At 60.6% G+C, this 22472-nt stretch carries 16 protein-coding genes and 1 pseudogene; 8 read left to right on the forward strand and 9 right to left on the reverse strand.

The features are described from left to right. The first annotated feature begins 3 nt into the window (after window positions 1–3). The 4 genes from AEQ67_RS23600 (at window position 4) to lpxC (ending at window position 4441) form a co-directional block, all read left to right on the forward strand. Window positions 4–873: a cell division protein FtsQ/DivIB gene (locus AEQ67_RS23600; RefSeq protein WP_059406213.1), complete on the forward strand. Its 870-nt coding sequence runs from the start codon at window positions 4–6 to the stop codon at window positions 871–873. Between the two features lie 15 nt (window positions 874–888). Then, on the forward strand, window positions 889–2148 hold the full coding sequence (gene ftsA / locus AEQ67_RS23605) for a cell division protein FtsA (RefSeq protein WP_059406214.1): 1260 nt from the start codon (window positions 889–891) through the stop codon (window positions 2146–2148). 75 nt (window positions 2149–2223) lie between these two features. Continuing rightward, window positions 2224–3417, forward strand: coding sequence for a cell division protein FtsZ (gene ftsZ, locus AEQ67_RS23610; RefSeq protein ID WP_059406215.1), 1194 nt, complete (start codon window positions 2224–2226; stop codon window positions 3415–3417). 112 nt (window positions 3418–3529) lie between these two features. Then, complete coding sequence (gene lpxC / locus AEQ67_RS23615; protein ID WP_045059296.1) at window positions 3530–4441, forward strand: UDP-3-O-acyl-N-acetylglucosamine deacetylase; 912 nt, start codon at window positions 3530–3532, stop codon at window positions 4439–4441. Window positions 4442–4622: 181 nt separating this feature from the next. On the opposite strand, the pseudogene AEQ67_RS23620 reads toward lpxC, so the two are convergent. From AEQ67_RS23620 to AEQ67_RS23660, 7 genes and pseudogenes are all read right to left on the reverse strand, one after another. Further along, window positions 4623–6124, reverse strand: a pseudogene (locus AEQ67_RS23620) (sensor domain-containing diguanylate cyclase). Between the two features lie 488 nt (window positions 6125–6612). Further along, window positions 6613–6837: a hypothetical protein gene (locus AEQ67_RS23630; RefSeq protein WP_059406217.1), complete on the reverse strand. Its 225-nt coding sequence runs from the start codon at window positions 6835–6837 to the stop codon at window positions 6613–6615. A 282-nt stretch (window positions 6838–7119) separates the two neighbouring features. Then, window positions 7120–8484, reverse strand: coding sequence for a heavy metal sensor histidine kinase (locus tag AEQ67_RS23635; RefSeq protein WP_059406218.1), 1365 nt, complete (start codon window positions 8482–8484; stop codon window positions 7120–7122). Next, entirely contained in the window at window positions 8474–9151 is a 678-nt protein-coding gene (locus tag AEQ67_RS23640) for a heavy metal response regulator transcription factor (RefSeq protein ID WP_059406219.1), read from the reverse strand. The genes AEQ67_RS23635 and AEQ67_RS23640 overlap by 11 nt, the downstream gene beginning before the upstream one ends. 9 nt (window positions 9152–9160) lie before the next feature. After that, on the reverse strand, window positions 9161–12262 hold the full coding sequence (locus AEQ67_RS23645; RefSeq protein ID WP_059406220.1) for a multidrug efflux RND transporter permease subunit: 3102 nt from the start codon (window positions 12260–12262) through the stop codon (window positions 9161–9163). Then, the gene (locus AEQ67_RS23650; protein WP_059406221.1) at window positions 12259–13419 is read right to left on the reverse strand and encodes an efflux RND transporter periplasmic adaptor subunit; all 1161 of its coding nucleotides are present in this window, start codon (window positions 13417–13419) and stop codon (window positions 12259–12261) included. The genes AEQ67_RS23645 and AEQ67_RS23650 overlap by 4 nt, the downstream gene beginning before the upstream one ends. A gap of 1352 nt (window positions 13420–14771) precedes the next feature. Then, a complete protein-coding gene (locus AEQ67_RS23660) occupies window positions 14772–15740 on the reverse strand; it encodes a LysR family transcriptional regulator (RefSeq protein ID WP_059406223.1) in 969 nt (322 codons plus the stop codon). Between the two features lie 292 nt (window positions 15741–16032). Here AEQ67_RS23660 and AEQ67_RS23665 point away from each other — a divergent pair, with 292 nt between their 5' ends. The 4 genes from AEQ67_RS23665 (at window position 16033) to AEQ67_RS23680 (ending at window position 20956) form a co-directional block, all read left to right on the forward strand. Beyond that, window positions 16033–17544: an efflux transporter outer membrane subunit gene (locus AEQ67_RS23665; RefSeq protein WP_059406224.1), complete on the forward strand. Its 1512-nt coding sequence runs from the start codon at window positions 16033–16035 to the stop codon at window positions 17542–17544. A gap of 155 nt (window positions 17545–17699) precedes the next feature. Beyond that, window positions 17700–19892: an FUSC family protein gene (locus AEQ67_RS23670; RefSeq protein WP_059406225.1), complete on the forward strand. Its 2193-nt coding sequence runs from the start codon at window positions 17700–17702 to the stop codon at window positions 19890–19892. Next, window positions 19882–20082, forward strand: a complete 201-nt coding sequence (locus AEQ67_RS23675) for a DUF1656 domain-containing protein (protein WP_007896379.1) — start codon at window positions 19882–19884, stop codon at window positions 20080–20082. The genes AEQ67_RS23670 and AEQ67_RS23675 overlap by 11 nt, the downstream gene beginning before the upstream one ends. 10 nt (window positions 20083–20092) lie before the next feature. Continuing rightward, entirely contained in the window at window positions 20093–20956 is an 864-nt protein-coding gene (locus tag AEQ67_RS23680) for an efflux RND transporter periplasmic adaptor subunit (protein WP_059406226.1), read from the forward strand. A 137-nt stretch (window positions 20957–21093) separates the two neighbouring features. Here the strand turns inward: AEQ67_RS23680 and AEQ67_RS23685 are convergent, their stop codons facing one another. Then, on the reverse strand, window positions 21094–21492 hold the full coding sequence (locus tag AEQ67_RS23685) for a hypothetical protein (RefSeq protein ID WP_059406227.1): 399 nt from the start codon (window positions 21490–21492) through the stop codon (window positions 21094–21096). A gap of 137 nt (window positions 21493–21629) precedes the next feature. Beyond that, on the reverse strand, window positions 21630–22454 hold the full coding sequence (locus AEQ67_RS23690) for an SDR family oxidoreductase (protein WP_059406228.1): 825 nt from the start codon (window positions 22452–22454) through the stop codon (window positions 21630–21632). Window positions 22455–22472: the final 18 nt, after the last annotated feature.

Consider the following 22472-nt stretch of genomic DNA (forward strand, 5'->3'; position numbering starts at 1 on the left):
ACCATGCAAGGCGCACAGCTGAGACATCAGCCCTCCGCACCGCCCGGCCGCAAGCCGGTGCCGCGGGGTGCCAGCCGAATGGTGGCCAAAGAGCCGATGTCTGCGCGCCTGCCGAAAGCCAATTTTGGTTTTCTGAAAAGCCTGTTCTGGCCGGTGCTGTTGGTTGCACTGGGTTTCGGCACCTACGAAGGCGCGCAGCGTTTGTTGCCGTACGCCGACCGGCCGATCACCAAGATCAACGTGCAGGGCGATTTGAGTTACATCAGCCAGCAAGCGGTGCAGCAGCGGATCGCCCCTTACGTGGCGTCGAGCTTCTTCACCATCGATCTGGCGAGCATGCGCACCGAGCTTGAAACCATGCCATGGATTGCCCACGCCGAAGTGCGCAGGGTGTGGCCGGATCAAGTGGTGATCCGCCTGGAAGAACAACTGCCGGTGGCCCGTTGGGGCGACGAGTCGCTGTTGAACAACCAGGGTCAGGCGTTCACCCCGCGTGAGCTGGCGAACTACGAACACTTGCCACAGCTGTTCGGCCCACAACGGGCGCAACAGCAAGTGATGCAGCAATACCAGGTGCTGAGCCAGATGCTCAGGCCGTTGGGCTTCTCGATTGCACGCCTGGAGTTGCGTGAACGAGGCAGCTGGTTCCTGACCACCGGCGCCGGCAGCGCGGGCCCGGGAATCGAACTGCTGCTGGGACGCGGCAACCTGGTGGAAAAGATGCGCCGCTTTATTGCCATCTACGACAAGACGCTTAAAGAACAGATTACGAACATTGCGCGCATCGATCTGCGCTACGCCAACGGCCTCGCTGTTGGCTGGCGGGAACCTGTAGCGCCCACGACAGCCCAACCCGCTGTCGCGAAGAATTAAGAAGAGGCAGGACCCATGGCAAACGTGCAAAGCGGCAAAATGATCGTCGGTCTCGATATCGGCACCTCCAAGGTGGTGGCGCTGGTAGGCGAGGTTTCGGACGACGGCACGCTGGAAATCGTCGGGATCGGTACGCATCCGTCCCGTGGCCTGAAGAAGGGCGTGGTGGTGAACATCGAGTCCACCGTGCAGTCGATCCAGCGCGCGATCGAAGAAGCGCAGCTGATGGCCGGTTGCCGGATCCACTCGGCGTTTGTCGGCGTGGCCGGCAATCACATTCGCAGCCTGAACTCCCACGGCATCGTCGCGATTCGTGATCGCGAAGTCAGCTCCGCCGACCTTGAACGCGTCCTCGACGCCGCCCAGGCCGTGGCGATCCCGGCTGACCAGCGCGTGCTGCACACCCTGCCGCAGGATTACGTGATCGATAACCAGGAAGGCGTTCGTGAGCCCCTGGGCATGTCCGGCGTACGTCTGGAAGCCAAGGTCCACGTGGTCACCTGCGCCGTCAACGCCGCACAGAACATTGAAAAATGCGTGCGCCGCTGCGGTCTGGAAATCGACGACATCATTCTCGAGCAGCTGGCTTCCGCGTATTCGGTCCTGACCGACGACGAGAAAGAGCTGGGCGTGTGCCTGGTGGACATCGGCGGCGGCACCACCGACATCGCGATCTTCACCGAAGGCGCGATCCGTCACACCGCGGTGATCCCGATTGCGGGCGACCAGGTGACCAACGACATCGCCATGGCGTTGCGCACCCCGACCCAGTACGCCGAAGAAATCAAGATTCGCTACGCCTGCGCCTTGGCCAAACTGGCCGGTGCCGGTGAAACCATCAAGGTCCCAAGCGTGGGCGACCGTCCACCGCGCGAGCTGTCCCGCCAGGCCCTGGCCGAAGTGGTCGAGCCGCGTTACGACGAGTTGTTCACGCTGATCCAGGCCGAGCTGCGTCGCAGTGGCTACGAAGACCTGATCCCGGCCGGCATCGTGCTGACCGGCGGTACGTCGAAGATGGAAGGCGCGGTCGAGCTGGCCGAAGAAATCTTTCACATGCCGGTCCGCCTGGGCGTGCCGCATGGCGTCAAGGGCCTGGATGACGTGGTGCGCAACCCGATTTATTCCACCGGCGTTGGCCTGTTGATGTACGGCCTGCAAAAGCAGTCCGACGGGATTTCGTTCTCGGGCATCAGCAGCCGCGACAGCTACAGCAATGAAGAGCCGAAACCGGCCTTGCTCGATCGCATCAAGAGCTGGGTACAAGGCAACTTCTAAAGAATTACCGCAACACCGCAGCACCGCAACAAAAAGCAGTAGGCGAAAAAACTAGAGAATGTAAGGAGAGGGAAAATGTTCGAACTCGTAGACAACATCCCCGCAAGCCCGGTTATTAAAGTTATCGGTGTTGGCGGAGGCGGCGGCAACGCTGTCAACCACATGGTCAAGAGCAACATTGAAGGCGTTGAATTCATCTGCGCCAACACTGATGCCCAGGCGCTGAAGAGCATTGGCGCGCGGACCATCCTGCAACTGGGCACCGGCGTGACCAAAGGTCTGGGCGCTGGCGCCAACCCTGAAGTAGGTCGTCAGGCCGCTCTCGAAGACCGTGAGCGCATTGCCGAAGTCCTGCAGGGCACCAATATGGTGTTCATCACCACTGGCATGGGCGGTGGTACTGGTACTGGTGCTGCGCCGATCATTGCTGAAGTGGCCAAGGAAATGGGGATTCTCACCGTTGCGGTGGTGACCCGTCCGTTCCCGTTCGAAGGCCGCAAGCGCATGCAGATCGCTGACGAAGGTATTCGTCTGCTGTCTGAAAGCGTCGACTCGTTGATCACCATTCCCAACGAGAAGCTGCTGACCATCCTCGGTAAAGACGCCAGCCTGCTGTCGGCTTTCGCCAAGGCCGACGATGTACTGGCCGGTGCCGTTCGCGGTATCTCCGACATCATCAAGCGTCCGGGCATGATCAACGTCGACTTTGCCGACGTACGGACCGTGATGAGCGAAATGGGCATGGCGATGATGGGCACTGGCTGCGCCAGCGGTCCGAACCGTGCACGCGAGGCCACCGAAGCGGCCATTCGCAACCCGCTGCTGGAAGACGTGAACCTGCAAGGTGCACGCGGCATCCTGGTGAACATCACCGCCGGTCCTGACCTGTCCCTGGGTGAGTATTCCGACGTAGGTAGCATCATCGAAGCCTTCGCTTCCGAGCACGCCATGGTCAAGGTCGGTACTGTTATCGATCCAGACATGCGCGATGAGCTGCACGTGACCGTGGTTGCCACGGGGCTGGGCGCGAAAATCGAGAAACCTGTGAAGATTATCGACAATACCGTTCACACTTCCATGGCTTCCCAGCCACAACAACAAGCCCCTGCACGTCAGGAGCAGCCAGCGGTAAACTACCGTGACCTGGACCGTCCAACTGTCATGCGCAACCAGGCTCAGGCCGGTGCTGCGACTGCCGCGAAGATGAATCCGCAAGATGATCTGGACTACCTGGACATCCCGGCTTTCCTGCGTCGTCAGGCTGATTGATGGAATGTATCAGGGCTATGAAGTTGATTGGTGTTCAGCAAAGGTCTGGTCTGCTATCATCGCCAGCCTTTGTTGATACCAGTTCGCAATTTGCGCTGAAGCGGCCCAAGCCATGATTAAACAACGCACACTGAAAAATATTATCCGTGCCACAGGTGTAGGTCTGCACTCCGGGGAGAAGGTATACCTGACCCTCAAGCCCGCACCTATCGACACCGGCATTGTGTTTTGTCGTGCCGACCTCGACCCTGTGGTGCAAATTCCTGCCCGCGCGGAAAACGTTGGTGAAACCACGATGTCGACCACATTGGTCAGTGGTGACACCAAAGTGGATACGGTGGAGCACTTGCTCTCGGCCATGGCTGGCCTGGGCATCGATAACGCCTACGTCGAGCTCTCCGCGTCCGAAGTTCCGATCATGGATGGTAGCGCTGGACCTTTCGTATTCCTGATTCAATCGGCCGGCCTGGAAGAACAGGACGCAGCCAAGAAGTTCATCCGGATCCTGCGCGAAGTGACAGTGGAAGACGGCGACAAGCGCGCCACTTTCGTCCCTTTCGAAGGCTTCAAGGTGAGCTTCGAGATCGATTTCGATCACCCGGTTTTCCGTGACCGCACACAAAGTGCAAGCGTGGATTTTTCCAGCACTTCGTTCGTAAAAGAAGTCAGCCGCGCCCGTACCTTTGGTTTCATGAGTGACATCGAGTACCTGCGCAAGCACAACCTCGCACTCGGCGGCAGCGTTGAAAACGCTATTGTGGTCGACGCGGATGGTGTACTGAACGAAGACGGCCTTCGCTATGAAGACGAATTCGTGAAGCACAAAATCCTCGATGCAATTGGTGACCTCTACCTGCTGGGCAATAGCCTGATTGGTGAGTTCAAGGGCTTCAAGTCCGGCCACGCATTGAACAACCAGCTGCTGCGCAAGTTGATTGAGCAGACAGATGCTTGGGAAGTCGTGACTTTCGAAGACGCCAGCACTGCACCGATCTCTTACATGCGTCCAGTTGCGGCCGTGTAAGTAAAAAACCTCTCTAGTTTTTAAAGGCTACCTTCGGGTGGCCTTTTTTTATGTCCCAAGGAAAGTGATGCGGCGTCAGTGATGGCCTCTTCGCGGGCAAGCCTCGCTCCTACAGGAGATAGAGTACCCTTGTAGGAGCGAGGCTTGCCCGCGAAGGCGCCATCCGCCGCACAACCTATCTTCAGTCGGCAGCCACCACCCGATTGCGCCCACTTTCCTTCGCCTGATACAGCGCCTTGTCCGCCGCAAACAGCAAACTCTCCAGGCTGGTCTCGCTCGCCGCCGTCCAGGTGGCGATACCGATACTGACAGTAATAGGCGTCTTATCTCCCGCCATCGACGGCAGCTGCTCCACCGCCGCACGAATGTTTTCGGCTATCTGCTGTGCGCCCATACGGTCGGTTTCCGCCAGGATCACTGAACACTCCTCCCCGCCGTAACGAGCGACCAGGTCGGTGGGACGTCGCACGTTGGCGCAGATCACCTTGGCCACCGCGCGCAAGGCATCGTCGCCGCCCTGATGGCCGTGGCGATCGTTGAACGCCTTGAAGTGGTCGGCGTCGATCATCAACATCGACGGTGGCTTGCCGGAACGCTGGGCGCGAAACCATTCATGGCGCAGGGTCTGATCCAGGGTTCGGCGGTTGGCGACGCCGGCCACCGCATCGGTAGCCGCCAGTAGCGCCAGCTCTTTCTCGGCGCTATGGCGCAGGCGCAGCTCCCGGCAGAGCAGCCAGGTCAGCCACAGCAATCCGATGCACAACACGCCGGTGGCGCCGCTGATCACTATCGCTGTGCGCTTCCAGGCCGCGAACACTTCGTTGCCGGAGAGGGCGACGATGACCGTCAGCGGCAGGTTGCCGACCCTGGAAAAGGTGTACAGACGCTGGTGATGGTCCATGCTCGACACGCTGTCAAAGCTGCCATTGCCCTCACGCAGGATGCGCATGACGTTGGGCCGGCTGGCGAAGCTTTTACCGATCGAATCGTTTTGCAGGTACGGCTTTTGCGCCAACAGAATGCCGTCGTCATTGATGATGTTCAGCGTGCTGCCGGTGCCGATGTCCAGGCTGTTGAACAACTGGTCGAAGTACCCCAGGCGCATCGACGCCACGGCCCACCGAGAAACTCACCGGTGGAGGAGGAGATGCGCCGGCTGAACCTGATCCGCCATTCATCGCGGTCTTCACAGTTGCAGCGGGGCTTGAATGGCCGGCTGATGAACATGCCGGTGTCGCGGTTGGCAGCATGGGCGATGAAGTAGTCGCGATCAGCGAAGTTGCCGGGCTTGGGGTTGATCAGCGATGAGTCAGCGAGCACGTCGCCGTGCTTGTCCAGCAACAGGATGTCGCCCTTGAAGCGCGCGGTGGTGGAGCGGTCAAAAAGTACCAAGTGGCGGATCTGCGGCGAAACCTGTTTCAGATCGTCCCGTTGCGACGCGGCAATCAGCCCTTGCAGGGTGAGGTCGTAGAGTTCGACGGTGCGCAGTACGTCAGCGTCGATCAACTGCGCGATCGTGGTCGCGCTGCGAGTGGCGGCGTCCTGGGCATTGCCGTGTTCGCGGATCAGCAAATAGGCCACGATGCCGAGAATCGCAAAGACAGTCAGGCAGCTACCGAGGATCACCATGAGTTCAGGTCGCCCGGTCTTGGCTGAAAGGTGTGGGATACGGCTTGCGATCATGGGTCTGATATCTGCTCGATGGACTGTGTAAGCGTAGTTCCATAAACGTAACAGCCGTAATGGGACTGCCCGTCGCAGAGATGAGTCTTGAGGCTCTGGTGTCACGCGGCGAATGTATAAATCCCGAGCAAAAAAAAGGCCAGCTAAACATGCTGACCATTTATTTTGTTAGCGGGGTCAGAAACGTTGATCGGCTAGTCGACGATCACCTGGACTCATCGGCGGCCGGGGGGTTGGCAGCCATCGTTGCAGCGATTGCAATGAACAGTGGGCCGAGCTCCTGGATAAAGACACGTGCGCTACCGCTCCCCGGGGTCATGAGTGTCCGTTGTTGAATCGACGTTTTGTATTTCCTGTCGAGAGCGAGGACGTGCGTGGTGCTTTCTGCACAACGAAAAAAAGCCGCTGATAGCAGCGGCTTTGAAGACAACTTTTCAAAGGGAAGAGCCGATGAAAAGTGTCGAGGGAAACAGAGCGAAGACGATCGATCAGCTGTCTTTCTCAACCCGTTGTTGGGCCTGAGTGGTCGACGCTTGAGGGGTTTGCGCAGCCTCCTGGGCCTTGGCCGTCATTTCGCTCTGATACTGTTCGTAGGCTGCAACTCGCGCAGCATTTTGCCCGGCGAAAGTCTGCGACTCTTCAGCGATGGCGAACGGAGACAGGAACAATGAGGACAAAACGAAAGCGCTGGCAATACCCATAGTGTTGGACATCTTTAAAACCTTCTTGCTTGGCAAGTGCTGTTTGGTGGCGCAAAGATAAGGGGCTTTAGAGAAGGGAAAAAGAGCGGATTCATGAAAGGACTATTGCGCGAAAGGTAAGAGTCGCTACGCGATACCTGTAGCAGCTGCCGAAGGCTGCGTCCGGCTGCGCAGCAGTCGTAAATTCAGTCACCGCGGTCTGTCAGATGAATCGCGTGTGCAGGGTTTACGACTGCTGCGCAGCCGGACGCAGGCTTCGCCAGCTGCTACGGGATTAGGGTGCAGTCTGGAGGGTCAGACGGGCAGGTGGATGCCGAAGGTATTCATGCCATGGTCACTGCGCACAAACACATCCCCGCCGTGCATCAGCGCAATCGCCTTGACGATTGCCAAGCCCAACCCATGGTTGTTGCCACTGTTGCTGCGCGACGCATCAACCCGGTAAAAGCGCTCGAACAGTCGTGGCAAATGCTCGCTGGCAATCGGCGAGCCGGGGTTCGCAACGCCGATGCTGACCTGATGCCCCTCGACCTCGATCCGCACCTCAATCACCTGCCCAGGCTCGGTGTGCTGCACCGCGTTGCTCAGCAGATTGATCAACGCCCGGCGCAGATGCGCAATCTCTATTTGCACCTGCGCATCACCACTGACCTGCACTTTGACTTGGGCATCTTCAAGGATGAAATCCAGGTATTCCAGGGTCGTCGCCACTTCATCCGCCAGCGAGGTGGAGGTCAGTTTGGTGGCCTTGCTGCCTTGGTCGGCGCTGGCGAGGAACAGCATGTCGTTGATGATCGAGCGCAGTCGCTCAAGCTCTTCGAGGTTCGATTGCAGCACTTCGAAATAGTGTTCCGCCGAACGTCCGCGCGTCAGTGCAACCTGGGTCTGGCCAATCAGGTTGGTCAGCGGCGAGCGCAATTCATGGGCCACATCGGCGTTGAACGATTCCAGCCGCGAATAAGCCTGTTCGACCCGCTCCAGCGTCGAGTTGAACGAGTTGACGAACTGATTCAACTCCGGTGGCAATGACGACATGCGCAAACGCCCGGAACGCAATGGCGGGGCCAGGCGCTGGGCTTCCTGTGACAGTTTGATCAGCGGTTTGAGACCGATCCGCGCCACCCAATATCCCAGGGCCGAGGCCAGCAGCACGCCGATGATCGCCAGGCTGATCAGGGCAATCAGCAAGTGGTGCTGAGTTTGTAAAAATGTCTCGGTGTCGATGCCGATCATGAAGCGCAGCGGTGGTCGCTGATCCTTGGCCGGGAACTGGCTGACCAGCACTTTCAATGGGTAGGGCTGATCCGGCAACTTCAAGTCGCGCATGCCCAGCGGCCCTTCGGCAAAGGCGCGGATCTGCGGCGTCGGGTTGCCGTATTCGTAGTGCGGATCGCCACTGATGATCCAGAAACTGATGCGCTTGTCTTCTTCGCCGAGCAACTTGAGCTTGTTGTTGATCTTCACCCAATGCTCGGGCGTGCCGTAACGCCCGACCGTGGATTCGAGCACGCTGTAACGCGCGTCCAGCTCAGCCTCGGGCAGCAGACCCAGACCTTTGTCGACCTGTTGATACAACGCCCAGCCGATCAACAGAAACACCAAAAGCGCCACCAGCGTAAACATCCCGCTCAGGCGCAAGGCAATCGAGTTACTGGACACCACGGCTCTCCAGCACATAACCCATGCCACGAATCGTGTGCAGCAATTTCTCTTCGAACGGCCCGTCGAGCTTGGCCCGCAGACGTTTGATCGCGACTTCGACGACGTTGGCGTCACTGTCGAAATTGATGTCCCAGACCATTTCCGCGATGGCGGTTTTCGAGAGGATTTCACCCTGACGGCGGGCCAGCACACTGAGTAGCGAGAACTCTTTGGCGGTGAGGTCTAGACGAGTGCCGGCACGGGTAGCCTTGCGGCTGATCAAATCGATCCACAGGTCGGCGATGCTCACCTGCACCGGCTCATGACCGCCGCTGCGCCGGGTCAGCGCTTGCAGGCGCGCCACCAGCTCAAGGAAGGAAAACGGTTTGCCGAGGTAATCGTCGGCACCGTCGCGCAGGCCCTTGATGCGATCTTCCACACGCTCGCGGGCGGTGAGCATGATCACCGGGGTTTGCTTGCGCGCACGCAACGCGCGCAGTACGCCGAAGCCGTCGAGGCCCGGCAGCATGACGTCGAGGATGATCACCGCGTAGTCACTTTCCAGCGCCAGGTGCAGGCCTTCCACACCCTCGCGCGCCAGGTCCACGGTGTAACCCTGTTCCGTCAGGCCACGGTGCAAATAGTCCGCGGTTTTTTCTTCATCTTCGATAATCAGAACGCGCATGACCCCGCCTCAGTCTGTGGTCGCCAGTGCCGGCAGCGGCGCTGGTTTGGGCCTATGGAATAGCCGCTCAAGCCACAAGTATATGACCGGAGTGGTAAACAACGTCGGCGCCTGGCTCACCAGCAAGCCGCCGACCACCGCGATGCCCAAGGGCTGGCGCAGTTCGGCGCCGGTGCCGTAGCCGAGCATCAGCGGCAGGGCGCCGAGCAGGGCGGCGAGGGTGGTCATGATGATCGGCCGGAACCGTGTGATACAGGCCTGGTAGATCGCTTCTTCCGGTGGCAATCCCCCTTTGCGCTGGGCTTCGAGGGCGAAGTCGATCATCAGGATGCCGTTTTTCTTGACGATGCCAATCAGCAACACCAGGCCGATCAGCGCCATGATCGAAAAGTCCTGGCCGCAGATCCACAGCATGATCACCGCCCCGAGCCCGGCCGATGGCAGGGTCGAGATGATCGTCAGCGGATGCACGAAGCTCTCATAGAGCACGCCGAGAATGATGTACACCGCCACCAGCGCTGCCAGAATCAGCCACGGCTGGCTGGCCAGCGAACTCTGGAACGCCTGGGCCGCGCCCTGGAAGTTGCCGCTCATGGCCGCGGGCATGCCGATTTCAGCCTTGGCCTGGTTGAGCATGATCACCGCATCCCCCAGCGCCACGCCGGGTGCCAGGTTGAACGAGAGGTTGGCGGCCGGGAACATGCCGTCATGGGCGATGGACAACGGGCCGACCGTTGGCGCGTCGAACTTGGCCAGCGCCGACAGCGGCACCATTTCGCCGCTCAGGGGCGAGCGCAGGTAGAAATAGTTGAGGCTTTCGGCCTTGCCGCGCTGTTTGGTGTCGAGTTCCAGAATCACGTTGTACTGGTTGATCTGGGTCTGGAATTCGTTGATCTGCCGTTGGCCGAAGGCGTCGTACAGCGCTTCGTCGACGTCGCTGGCGGTCAGGCCAAAACGCGCCGCCGCGCTGCGATCGATGCTGATGTGGGTGATACTGCCGCCCAGTTGCAGGTCGTTGGAAATGTCGCGGAACGCCGGGTTGCTGCGCAGTTTTTCCGTGAGGCGCTGGGTCCAGGTGCTCAGGACCGCACCGTCGTTGCTCTTGAGCACGTATTGGTACTGGGCGCGGCTCGGGCCGGAGCTGAGGTTGATGTCTTGGCCGGCGCGCAGATAGAGCACGATGCCTGGGACTTTCATCAGTTGCGGGCGAATCCGGTCGATGAACTGGCTGGCCGAGACGTCGCGGTCGCCGCGTTTTTTCAGGGAGATCCAGAAGCGGCCGTTGGCGATGGTCTGGTTACTGCCCGAAACCCCGACCGAGTGGGAAAACGCCTGGACGGCCGGGTCAGCGGCGACGATTTCCGCCATCGCCAAGTGTTTTTTCACCATGTCGCCGTAGGAAATGTCGGCCGCCGCTTCGGTAGTGCCGAGGACGAAACCGGTGTCCTGCACTGGAAAGAAACCTTTGGGGATGAAGATGTAGCCGGCGATGGCCAGGGCCAGGGACAAGCCGAACACACCAATCATCAACTTCTGATGGGCGAGGGCGCGGCGCAGGAGCTTTTCATAGCCGGCCAGCAAGCGTTCGCCGAACGTCGGTTTGCTGTGGGCATGATGCACCGGAGCACGCATGAACAGCGCGGCGAGGGTCGGCGCCAGCGTCAGCGACACCACCACCGAAATCATGATGGTCGAGGTCGCCGTCAGGGCAAATTCCTTGAACAGCCGCCCGACCACGCCGCCCATGAACAGCAGCGGAATAAACGCCGCCACCAGCGAGAAACTGATGGAAACCACGGTAAAACCGATCTCGCCGGCGCCTTTGATCGCCGCCTCGCGCATGCCGTCGCCGGCCTCCAGGTGCCGGTGGATGTTCTCCACCACCACAATCGCATCGTCGACCACAAACCCCACGGCCACCACGATTGCCACCAACGTCAGGTTGTTCAGGCTGAAGCCCATGATGTACATCAAGGCGAAGCTGGCGGTCAGTGAAACGCCGAGCACCGCCGACACAATCATCGTCGCCGACCATTGGCGCAGGAACAGCGCCATCACCGCCACCACCAGCATGATCGCAATCAGCAGGGTGATTTCCACTTCATGTAGCGACGCGCGGATGGTCTGGGTACGGTCGACCAGCACTTTGACCTGCACCGAAGCCGGCAGCATCGCTTCCAGGCCGGGCAGGGCCGCTTGAATGCGGTCCACGGTCTCGACGATGTTGGCCCCCGGTTGCCGGGAGATCACCAGGTTCACCCCCGGCTGATCACCGGCCCAGGCTTGCACGTAGGCATCTTCCGAACCGTTGACGACTTTGGCCACATCCTTGAGATGAACCGGTGCGCCGTCCTTGTAGGAAACGATGAGTTGGCTGTATTCCTCGGGGTGAAATAGCTGATCGTTGGTCGACAGGGTCGAGATACTCGACTCCCCGTACAGCGCACCTTTGGCCAGGTTGAGGCTGGTGTTCTGGATCGCCAGGCGAATGTCCGCCAGGGTCAGGCCGATGGCCGCGAGTTTGTCCGCCGAGGCTTGCACGCGGATGGCCGGACGTTGCTGACCGGTGATGTTGATTTGGCCTACGCCGTCGATCTGGCTGATCTGACGCGAAAGCAGGGTTTCCACCAGGTCGCTGAGTTCGGTGCCGGGCATCTGGGTCGAGTTGACGCTGAGGATCAGCACCGGGCTGTCGGCCGGGTTGACCTTGCGCCACGTCGGCAGGGTCGGCATGTCCTTGGGCAGTTTGCCGGCGGCGGTGTTGATCGCGGCCTGGACTTCCTGGGCGGCAGTGTCGATGCTTTTGTCGAGGGTGAATTGCAGGGTCAGGTTGGTCGAGCCGAGGGCGCTGCTCGAGGTCATTTGGGTCACGCCGGGGATGGCGCTGAATTGCACTTCAAGGGGCGTCGCCACGGACGAGGCCATGGTTTCCGGGCTGGCACCGGGCAATTGGGCCGCCACCTGGATGGTCGGGAATTCGGCTTCCGGCAGCGGCGCAATCGGCAGGCGCGGGAAGGCGATGACGCCCAGCAGCACCAGCGCGAAGGTCAGCAGGATCGTCGCGACCGGATGATCGATGCACCACGCAGAGACCGAGCCATGGCCCTTCATGGTTTCGGCTCCGATTGCACCACTTGCGGTGGATCAGTCAGGACCTGGACCGTCGAACCCGGCTTGAGCCGCGACTGGCCGTCGCTGACCAGTATATCGCCCGGATTGACGCCCTTGATGGTGTCCTGGCCGCTGCCTTGATAGACCATTTGCACCTGGACGGTTTCGACCTTGTCACCTTTGACCCGGTAGACGAAGTGTTGATCGAGCCCGCGTTGTACGACCGTGGGCGGTACGACCAGCGCATCTTTATCCAGCGCTGTCTGAATTTTTACCGTCACCAGCAGACCCGGCCAGAGTTTCTGCCCGGGGTTGTCGAATTCAGCCTTGGCGCGGATGGTCCCGGTGTTGGTGTTGATCTGGTTGTCGATCAGGGTCAGGTGCCCTTCGCCCAGCAGGTTGCCGGTTTCGCCATCGGTGTCGGCGCCGATGTAGGCCTTCACTTTTGCCCGCTGCGGGTCACCGATCAGGCCTTGCAGGGTCGGCAGCATTTGTTGCGGCAGGGAGAACTCTACGGCGATCGGGTCGATCTGGGTCACGGTGAACAGGCCTTGGGCGTCGGTCATGCGCAGGAAGTTGCCTTCGTCGACTGTGCGAATACCGACGCGACCGGTCACCGGGGAGCGAATCTGGGTGTAGGAAAGCTGAACCTGTGCGGCGTCGATCGAGGCTTGGTTGCCTTGGGCAGTGGCCTTGAGTTGGTTGACCAGGGCTTGTTGCTGGTCGTAGGTCTGTTTGGATACGCCGTCGTCGACGCTCAGCAGTTTGTAGCGCTTGAGGTTGACCAGGGCAACTTGCAGTTGCGCCTGGCTTTCGCCCAATTGGGCCCGGGCCTGGTCGAGGCTGGCGCGGATCGAGCGGTCGTCGATGGTGGCCAGCAGGTCGCCTTTGTTGACGAGTTGGCCTTCTTTGACCAGCAATTTGGTGAGGATGCCGTCGATCTGTGGGCGCACGACGACGCTGTGCAGGGACAGGACCGAGCCGATGCCGCTGACGTAGCGAGGGACGTCTTTTTCGGTGACGCTGACCACTCGCACGGGGATGGCGGTGGAGGTGGCGAGTTTTGTCGTGGCGGGTTTGGTGGCGTACCACAGGCCCAGCGCTGCCAGAACGATCAGAAGGGCGACGAGCAGGGCGGGTTTTTTCTGAATTCGCATGCGAGTGGGGCGCCGGGGCTGGGTAGTCGGTAGGTTGGTATTTTCCTTTATAAACCTGTTTGACGGTCAGGAAGGTGACTGCTAACTGACGGCGCTGTCAGTTTCCGCCTGTACGCGCTCGTACTGTAGGAGCTGGCTTGCCAGCGAAGGCTATATGTCAGGCGGTAGATTTTTTGCGGGTGTACATATCCATTTCTGCGGTAACGGCCTCTTCCGGTTTCGCCCTAACTTGTAGGAGCTGGCTTGCCAGCGAAGGCTGTGTGTCAGGCGACAGATTTTTTGAAGGTGTACATATCCATTCCTGCGGTAACGGCCGCTATTGGTTTCGCCCTTACGGCGAGTCACTTGGAAAAGCCCCAAGTAACCAAGGGCTCTTGCCCCTTTCGTTCGGTGCCTCGCCTAGGCTCGGCATGCCCTCGCTCCGGTCCTGCTCCGTGGGCCCGCCGCCATCGGCCATCCCTGGCCGGGGGCGGCTAACCCGGCATCCATGCCGGGTTGCCCACTGCGCAGAACCTGCGCTCGGCCTCACGATGGGGCGCTCAGATCAAGATCAAAAGCCAAGGCGAGCTAACGCTCGGCCTGATGAGTGGTGAAAAGCCGAAGCTGCACACCGGTCTGTTTCTGTAGGAGCTGGCTTGCCAGCGAAAACGGGCTGACAGCCAACCAATTTCTCGCAGGTGTCCCCCGTTCAAATTTGGGAGCGAGCCTGCTCGCGAAGCTGTTGATCTTGCCGTTGCCGTTGCCGTTGCCGTTGCTGTGGCTGTGGTTGTGGTTTTTGAACTTGATCTTGATCTGCCGCCCCTTTCCCAGAGGCCGAACGCAGGCGTTGCGCAGGGGGCACCGCGGCAAGGATGCCGCGGTAGCCGCCCCGGCCATGGATGGCCGATGGCGGCGGGCCCCCGGAGCAATGCCGGAGTGAGGGCATGCCGAGCCTTAGCGAGGCACCGAATGGAGGGGCAAAGCCTTTTGCTTACTTTTCGGCGTCTGGAAAAGTGAGTCGCTGTAAGAGCGAAACCATAAGCAGCCGTTACCGCAGCAACGGATATGTGCACCTGAAAAAGAATGGTTGGCTACCAGGCCGCCATCGCAGGCAAGCCAGCTCCCACATTTGGACTTTGTACATCTGCAAGAGAATGGTCGGCTATCAGGCCGCCTTCGCTGGCAAGCCAGCTCCTACATTTGAATGGGGTGCATCTGCAAGAGATTGGTTGGCTGTCAGGCCGCCATCGCTGGCAAGCCAGCTCCTACATTTGAATGGGGTGCATCTGCAAGAGAATGGTCGGCTACCAGGCCGCCATCGCGAGTAGGCTCGCTCCCACATTTGGGCTGTGTACATCCGCATAACCGCGAACTCAATTCGCCACCCGAACCCCACCCATGCTCCCGCTCAGTTCATAGGCCGTGAGTTCTGCCTGGTGCGCCGCCAATATCTCCGGCAGCGAACCACGCAAGTACTCGACCCAGGTCTTGATCTTCGCATCCAGGTATTGCCGCGATGGGTAGATCGCATACAGGTTCAGTTCCTGCGAGCGATATTTGGGCATCACCCGTACCAGACTGCCGTTGCGCAACCCTTCAATCGCCGCATACACCGGCAAAACCCCAACCCCCATGCCACTGGTAATCGCAGTCTTCATCGCATCAGCAGAGTTCACCAGAAACGGCGAGCTGTTGATGGTGACCATCTCCTGACCCTCAGGCCCGTCGAAGGTCCACTTCTCCAGCGGAATCACCGGGCTCACCAGCCGCAAACAAGCGTGGTTCAGCAGGTCGCTGGGTTTCTGCGCGCAGCCGTTAACTTTCACATACGCCGGCGAGGCGCACACGATGCTGTAGGTGATGCCCAGGCGCTGCGAGACGAAACCCGAGTCCGGCAGTTCGCTGGCCAGCACGATGGACACGTCGTAGCCCTCGTCCAGCAAGTCCGGCACGCGGTTGGCCATGGTCAAGTCGAAAGTGACGTCGGGGTGGGTCTTGCGGTAACGGGCAATAGCGTCGATCACGAAGTGCTGACCGATGCCGGTCATGGTGTGCACTTTGAGCTGCCCGGCCGGGCGCGCGTGGGCGTCGCTGGCTTCGGCTTCGGCTTCTTCGACGTAGGCCAGAATCTGCTCACAGCGCAGCAAATAGCGCTTGCCGGCTTCGGTCAGGGCGATACGACGAGTGGTGCGGTTGAGCAAGCGGGTTTGCAGGTGGGCTTCCAGGTTGGAGACCGCGCGCGAGACGTTGGCCGTGGTGGTGTCGAGTTGCACGGCGGCGGCGGTGAAGCTGCCGGCCTCGGCCACGTAACTGAAGGCGCGCATGTTTTGCAAAGTGTCCATGGGGTGCTCTCTGGGCGAATGACAAATTGTGACACGAAGTTTCTGCTTTTTTACAGGCGACTAAAGGTGGACCAACGGATTATCGCGCGAACGGTAACAAAGATTCACAGGAATCCCGGCTTATCGCCAACAAGGCACACCCCTAGAATTGCGCCAATCCCTGTAGGAGCGAGGCTTGCCCGCGAAGAGGCCATCACTTTCAACATTGATGTTGGCTGACACACCGCCTTCGCGGGCAAGCCTCGCTCCTACAAGAATCTTGTGCCTCCCCCCACCTCAGGAATTTTCAGCAGTGCCGCGTCGCATCAGCAGAGCGCTTCAGACGCTCAGTGTTTTGGCTTTAACCCTGGCAATCAGCGGCTGCATCGGAACCGGAGGTATTGCCCCACAGGGCAAGGCACTGGAGGCCAATTCATTGGCCACCGACGAAGCGATCCAGAGCGCCGCTCAGGATGCACACTGGCCCACCGCCCAATGGTGGCAGGCTTATGGCGACCCGCAACTGAACCGTTGGATCGACCTCGCCGTGCAAGGCAGCCCGACCATGGCCATGGCTACCGCGCGGGTGCGTCAGGCCAAGTCCATGGCCGGTATCACCGAGTCGGCGGAGTCGTTGCAGATCAATGGCGAATCCACGCTCAAGCGCCACAACTGGCCGACCGATCAGTTCTACGGGCCGGGCGAGCTGGCCAACACCACCACGTGGGACAACAACGCTGCGCTGGGCTTCAGCTATGCCCTCGACCTCTGGGGCCGCGAAAGCAACGCCACCGAGCGCGCCGTCGACATGGCTCACATGACTGCCGCCGAAGCGCGACTGGCCCAACTCGAATTGCAGAACAACATCGTTCGCGCCTACATCGAACTCTCGTTGCATTACGCGCAACGAGACATTGTCGAGGCGACCTTGAAGCAGCAACAGCAGATTCTCGACCTGGCGCAGAAACGCCTGAACGGTGGGATCGGCACGCATTTCGAAGTCAGCCAGGCCGAGACGCCGCTGCCGGAAACCCATCGCCAGATCGATGCGCTGGACGAGGAAATCGCCCTGAGCCGTAATCAACTGGCCGCACTGGCAGGCTTTGGGCCGGGGGAGGGTGCGCAGTTGCAACGGCCGACGTTGTCGTTGGGGGCGGCGCTGAAGCTGCCGTCGTCGCTGCCGGCACAATTGCTCGGTCAGCGTCCGGACGTGGTTGCCAGTCGCTGGCAAGTGGCGGCCCAGGCACGGGGCATCGATGTTGCCCACGCCGGTTTCTACCCTAACGTCGATCTGGTCGGCAGCCTTGGCTACATGGCCACCGGCGGCGGGGCGCTGGAGTTCCTGACCGGCAAGAAGCTCAACTACAGCGTCGGCCCGGCGATCTCGCTGCCGATCTTCGACGGCGGCCGTTTGCGTTCGGAGTTGGGCGAAGCCTCGGCCGGGTATGACATCGCCGTGGCCAAGTACAACCAGACGCTGGTCAACGCGCTGAAAAACATCTCCGACCAGTTGATCCGACGCGAGTCCATGGACAAGCAGCAGGCGTTCGCCGCCGAGTCGGTGGCCACCGCGCAGAAGACTTACGACATCGCGATGGTCGCCTATCAGCGTGGCCTCACCGACTACCTCAACGTGCTGAACGCCCAGACGCTGTTGTTCAAACAGCAGCAAGTCCAGCAGCAGGTTCAGGCGGCACGCCTGAGTGCGCATGCCGAGTTGGTGACGGCGCTCGGTGGCGGGCTCGGTGCCGGCAGCGATGTGCCGAAAGACAGTCAGACCGCGGCACCCAAAACTCCGGTCCTGCTTAAAAGCATCATGAATTGAACACAAAACCTGTGGGAGCGAGCTTGCTCGCGATGACTGCGGGTCAGTCGACATCATTGTTGAATGTCAGACCGCAATCGCGAGCAAGCTCGCTCCCACAGGGATTGCGTCTTGACTGAATCTCAGCACAACCTTTGACCATTGAGCAGGATTCCATGACTCCCTTGCCCGCACCTTTGCGCTGGCTGTATTCCCTTGAATGGCGCCGGGGTTTCTTCGACTGGGCGCGCAGCGATGGCGTGACCTGGGTGTACATTTTCAAAGTGCTGTTCGCCGCGTTCCTGACCCTGTGGCTGGCCATGCGTCTGGAATTGCCGCAGCCGCGCACGGCGATGATCACCGTGTTCATCGTCATGCAACCGCAAAGCGGCCACGTGTTGGCCAAGAGCTTTTATCGCTTCCTCGGCACTTTGACCGGGTCGGCGGTGATGGTGGCGTTGATTGCCTTGTTTGCGCAAAACACCGAACTGTTCCTTGGCTCGCTGGCGATCTGGGTCGGCATCTGCTCGGCCGGTGCGGCACGTTATCGCAACTTCCGCGCCTACGGTTTTGTGCTCGCCGGCTACACCGCGGCGATGGTCGGCTTGCCCGCCTTGGCGCACCCGGACGGCGCGTTCATGGCGGCGGTCTGGCGGGTGCTGGAAATCTCCCTGGGGATTCTCTGCTCGACCCTGATCAGCGCCGCGATCCTGCCGCAAACCGCCAGCGCGGCGATGCGCAACGCGCTGTATCAACGCTTCGGCGTGTTCGCCTTGTTCGTCACCGATGGCTTGCGTGGGCGCAGCAAACGCGACGCCTTTGAAGCCAGCAACGTGCGCTTCATCGCCGAAGCGGTGGGCCTGGAAGGGCTGCGCAGCGTCACCGTATTCGAAGACCCGCACATGCGCCGACGCAACGGTCGACTCAGTCGCTTGAACAGCGAGTTCATGGGCATCACCACGCGCTTCAACGCCTTGCACCAACTGCTCGAACGCTTGCGCAGCAGCGGCACCGATCATGTGGTTGCGGCGATCAAACCGGGTTTGCAGGACCTCGCCGAATTGCTCGACGGCTTCACCGGTCGAGCCTTGACCGATGCCGATGCCCGACGCTTGGTGATCGCGCTGACCACCTACAAAGAAGGTTTGCCGGCGCGGGTTCGCAGCCTGCGCGCGACCTTTCAGGAGAGTGATCCCAGCGACGCCGAACAACTGGATTTCCACACGGCCTACGAGTTGCTCTACCGCTTCGTCGACGACTTGCACAGTTATGCACAGACCCACGCGTCGCTGGCCGATCACAGCCACGAACGCGAGCAATGGGATGAGCCGTTCACCCCGCAAACCAACTGGATGGCGTCGGCCGCATCGGGGATTCGCGCGGCGTTCATTCTGGTGGTGCTGGGCAGTTATTGGGTCGCCACAGCCTGGCCGAGCGGGGCGACCATGACCCTGATCGCCGCCGCCACCGTCGGTCTTTCCGCCGCCACGCCGAACCCGAAGCGCATGGCGTTTCAGATGGCCTGCGGGACGTTCCTCGGGGCGTTGATCGGCTTCTTCGAGATGTTTTTCATCTTCCCGTGGATCGACGGTTTTCCGTTGCTGTGCGTGATGCTGGCGCCGGTGATCGTGCTCGGTTCGTTCCTGACGTCGCGGCCGCAATATGCCGGTGTCGGCCTCGGTTTGCTGATCTTCTTCAGCACCGGTTCGGTGCCGGACAACCTCACGGTCTACAACCCTTACGCGTTCATCAACGACTACATCGCCATGGTGCTCGGCATGCTGGTGTGCGCCGCGGCTGGGGCGATCATATTACCGCCCAACAGTCGCTGGTTGTGGCGTCGGCTCGAGCAGGATCTGCGCGGCCAGGTGGTGTATGCCATCAGCGGCAAGCTCAAGGGCCTGGCGTCGGGTTTTGAAAGCAGCACCCGCGACCTGTTGCATCAGGCCTACGGTCTCGCCATGGGGCAGCCGCAGGTGCAGCGGGACTTGCTGCGCTGGATGTTCGTGGTGCTGGAAGTCGGGCACGCGATCATCGAGTTGCGCAAGGAACAGGCGATCCTGCCGGTGCACCCAGCCTATGCCGAATCGCAGCCGTGGCGTCAGGCGATCCGGGTGATGGGCCGCTCGCTGGTGCGGCTGTTCCTGCAGCCGAGCCAGAGCAATCTGGAGCGCGGACTGATTGCCGTCGACCATGCGATCAGCCGCGTGCAAGCGACCGATGAACCTTTCGCCCCGCACTTCGACACCTCGGCGTTGCGCCGGGTGAAGAGCTACCTGCACTTCATCCGCACCTCGTTGCTCGACCCGCAATCACCGCTCGCCGCCTATGCCGCCAGCAAGCCCCAAGGACTTGAACATGCCTCGTGAAATCGCCTTCCACGGCGTGTACATGCCGACCATGACGCTGATGTTTTTCATCGCGGCGGCGCTGGCCTGGGCACTGGACCGGTTCCTCTCCGGGTTCGATTTGTACCGCTTTTTCTGGCACCCGGCGCTGCTGCGCCTGAGCCTGTTTACCTGTCTGTTCGGCGCCCTGGCGCTGACTGTTTACCGTTGAGAACACTCTGATGAAAAAGCTCTTCAGCCTGCTCGCCACCCTGCTGGTGCTGGCCCTCGCGATATGGATCGGCCGGACCCTCTGGGTGCATTACATGGACACGCCGTGGACCCGCGACGGCCGGGTGCGCGCCGACATCATCAACGTCGCCGCCGACGTCACCGGCGAAGTGGTGGACGTGCCGGTGCGTGACAACCAATTGGTCAAGAAGGGCGATTTGCTGATGCAGATCGACCCGGAGCACTACCGCATCGCGGTCAAGCAGGCGCAGTCGCTGGTGGCCTCACGCAAGTCGACGTGGGAAATGCGCAAGGTCAACGCCCATCGTCGCGCCGACATGGACAACCTGGTGATCTCCAAGGAAAACCGCGACGACGCCAGCAACATCGCCGACTCGGCCCTGGCCGATTACCAGCATGCCCAGGCGCAACTCGAAGCCGCCGAACTCAACCTCAAACGCACCGAAGTCCGCGCGGCGGTGGATGGCTATGTGACCAACCTCAACGTCCATCGCGGCGACTACGCACGCATCGGCGAAGCGAAAATGGCTGTGGTCGACATGAACTCGTTCTGGGTCTACGGCTTCTTCGAAGAAACCAAACTGCCCCATGTGCGGGTCGGCGATAAGGCGGACATGCAGCTGATGAGCGGCGAAGTGCTGAAGGGGCATGTGGAGAGTATTTCGCGCGGCATCTACGATCGTGATAACCCGGAAAGCCGTGAGCTGATTGCCGATGTGAACCCGACGTTTAACTGGGTGCGGCTGGCGCAACGGGTGCCGGTGCGGATTCACATTGATGAAGTGCCGGATGGGGTGCTGTTGGCGGCGGGGATTACTTGTACGGTGGTGGTTAAGCAAGGTGATGGTGCATAGCTTGTAGACCGAGTCGCGCCCTTCGCGGGCAAGCCTCGCTCCTACATTTAACCGAGTTCTCTCAGGAGGATGCGATCGAATGTGGGAGCGGGCTTGCCCGCGATGGGCGCGCCTCGGTCATCCGCCGGGTGAAAAAATCACCCGTTGCAGAACGTCTCCTGCAAGTGCCGCCAAACCACCTTGCCACCGGCCTGTTTCTCAAACACCACGGTCGAGCGCCGATCCGAGTGCAGTCCGGTCGCATCGGTTTGTTGTTCGCGGTAACTCACGGTTGCGCCCGTGTCGTGCAGCGCAATGCCACGCAACTCACTGAGCTCGATGCGGAACCCGAGTTTCCTGCCACCCGCCAGCAGGAACAATTCGTTCAACGCGTCGAAATCCAGCACCCGGCCCAACGGCGAGACCATGGAAAACTGCGGGGAAAAACGCGTCAGCAGGTGTTCAAGTTCGCTCGCCTCCCGCTCCTCGGCCAGCCACTGTTCGATGGCGATATGGGCCTGGATCACTTCGTCGAAGTATTCGGTGTAGTCGGTCATGTGGCTTCCTGAAATTATGTGGAGTCTGTTCTGACGCCTTCGCGGGCAAGCCTCGCTCCTACAGGTGATGCACAACATTCAAAATGGCGCTAATCCTGTAGGAGCGAGGCTTGCCCGCGAAGAACGATAACTCGGTCTCAGAGCTGCCCACGCAACCCGAAGCGCTTCATCAACCCCGACTCCAACAACCCCTTGGGCAACAGCCCCGCCAACAACGGCAATGCCCGGCTGCCATTGCCCAATCGAATCAGGCGCGGCGGTTTGCTCTGTTGCACGGCCTTGAGCAAACCTTCGGCAAATTCACTGGCCGGGGTCGGGTTGTCCTGGGAAGCCTTGGCCCGCGCGCGAATGCCTTCACGCAAGGGGAACCACGGCGATAGTTCAGTGATTAACTGCTCAGCCTCATGCCCGGCATTCTTGGCGAAACTGGACGCGATAGCGCCCGGCTGGACCTCCATCACCCGCACGCCGAACGGCGCCAGTTCCATGCGCAACGCATCGCTCAAGGCATGCACCGCCGCTTTTGATGCGCAGTAGGCACCGGCAAACGGGGTCACCAAAACCCCCGACACGCTGCCGATATTGACCACTATTCCTTTGGCCCGGCGCAGCACGGGAAACAGCGCGCGCGTCACGCCGACGATGGCAAACACATTGGTTTCGAACTGGCGCTGCATGGCCGGCACACCGCCATCGAGCAGCGGCCCCATGGCGCCGTAACCCGCATTGTTGATCAGCACATCGAGGCCGCCATGTTGCTGGTTGATCCGCTCGCTCAACTGTTCGAGTGCGGCGCCGTCGTTGACGTCCAGTTGCACAGCGGTGAAACCGGCCGCCGCCAGAACGGCCACATCTTCAGCCTTGCGGGCGCTGGCCCAGACGGTGTAACCGGCGACTTTGAAGGCGTCGGCGAGGGCGCGGCCAATGCCGCTGGAACAACCGGTAATCAACGCAACGGGCATGGCGCGGTCCTTGTGCAA

It is taken from the genome of Pseudomonas sp. RIT-PI-q (assembly GCF_001297125.1).
GTDB lineage: Bacteria > Pseudomonadota > Gammaproteobacteria > Pseudomonadales > Pseudomonadaceae > Aquipseudomonas.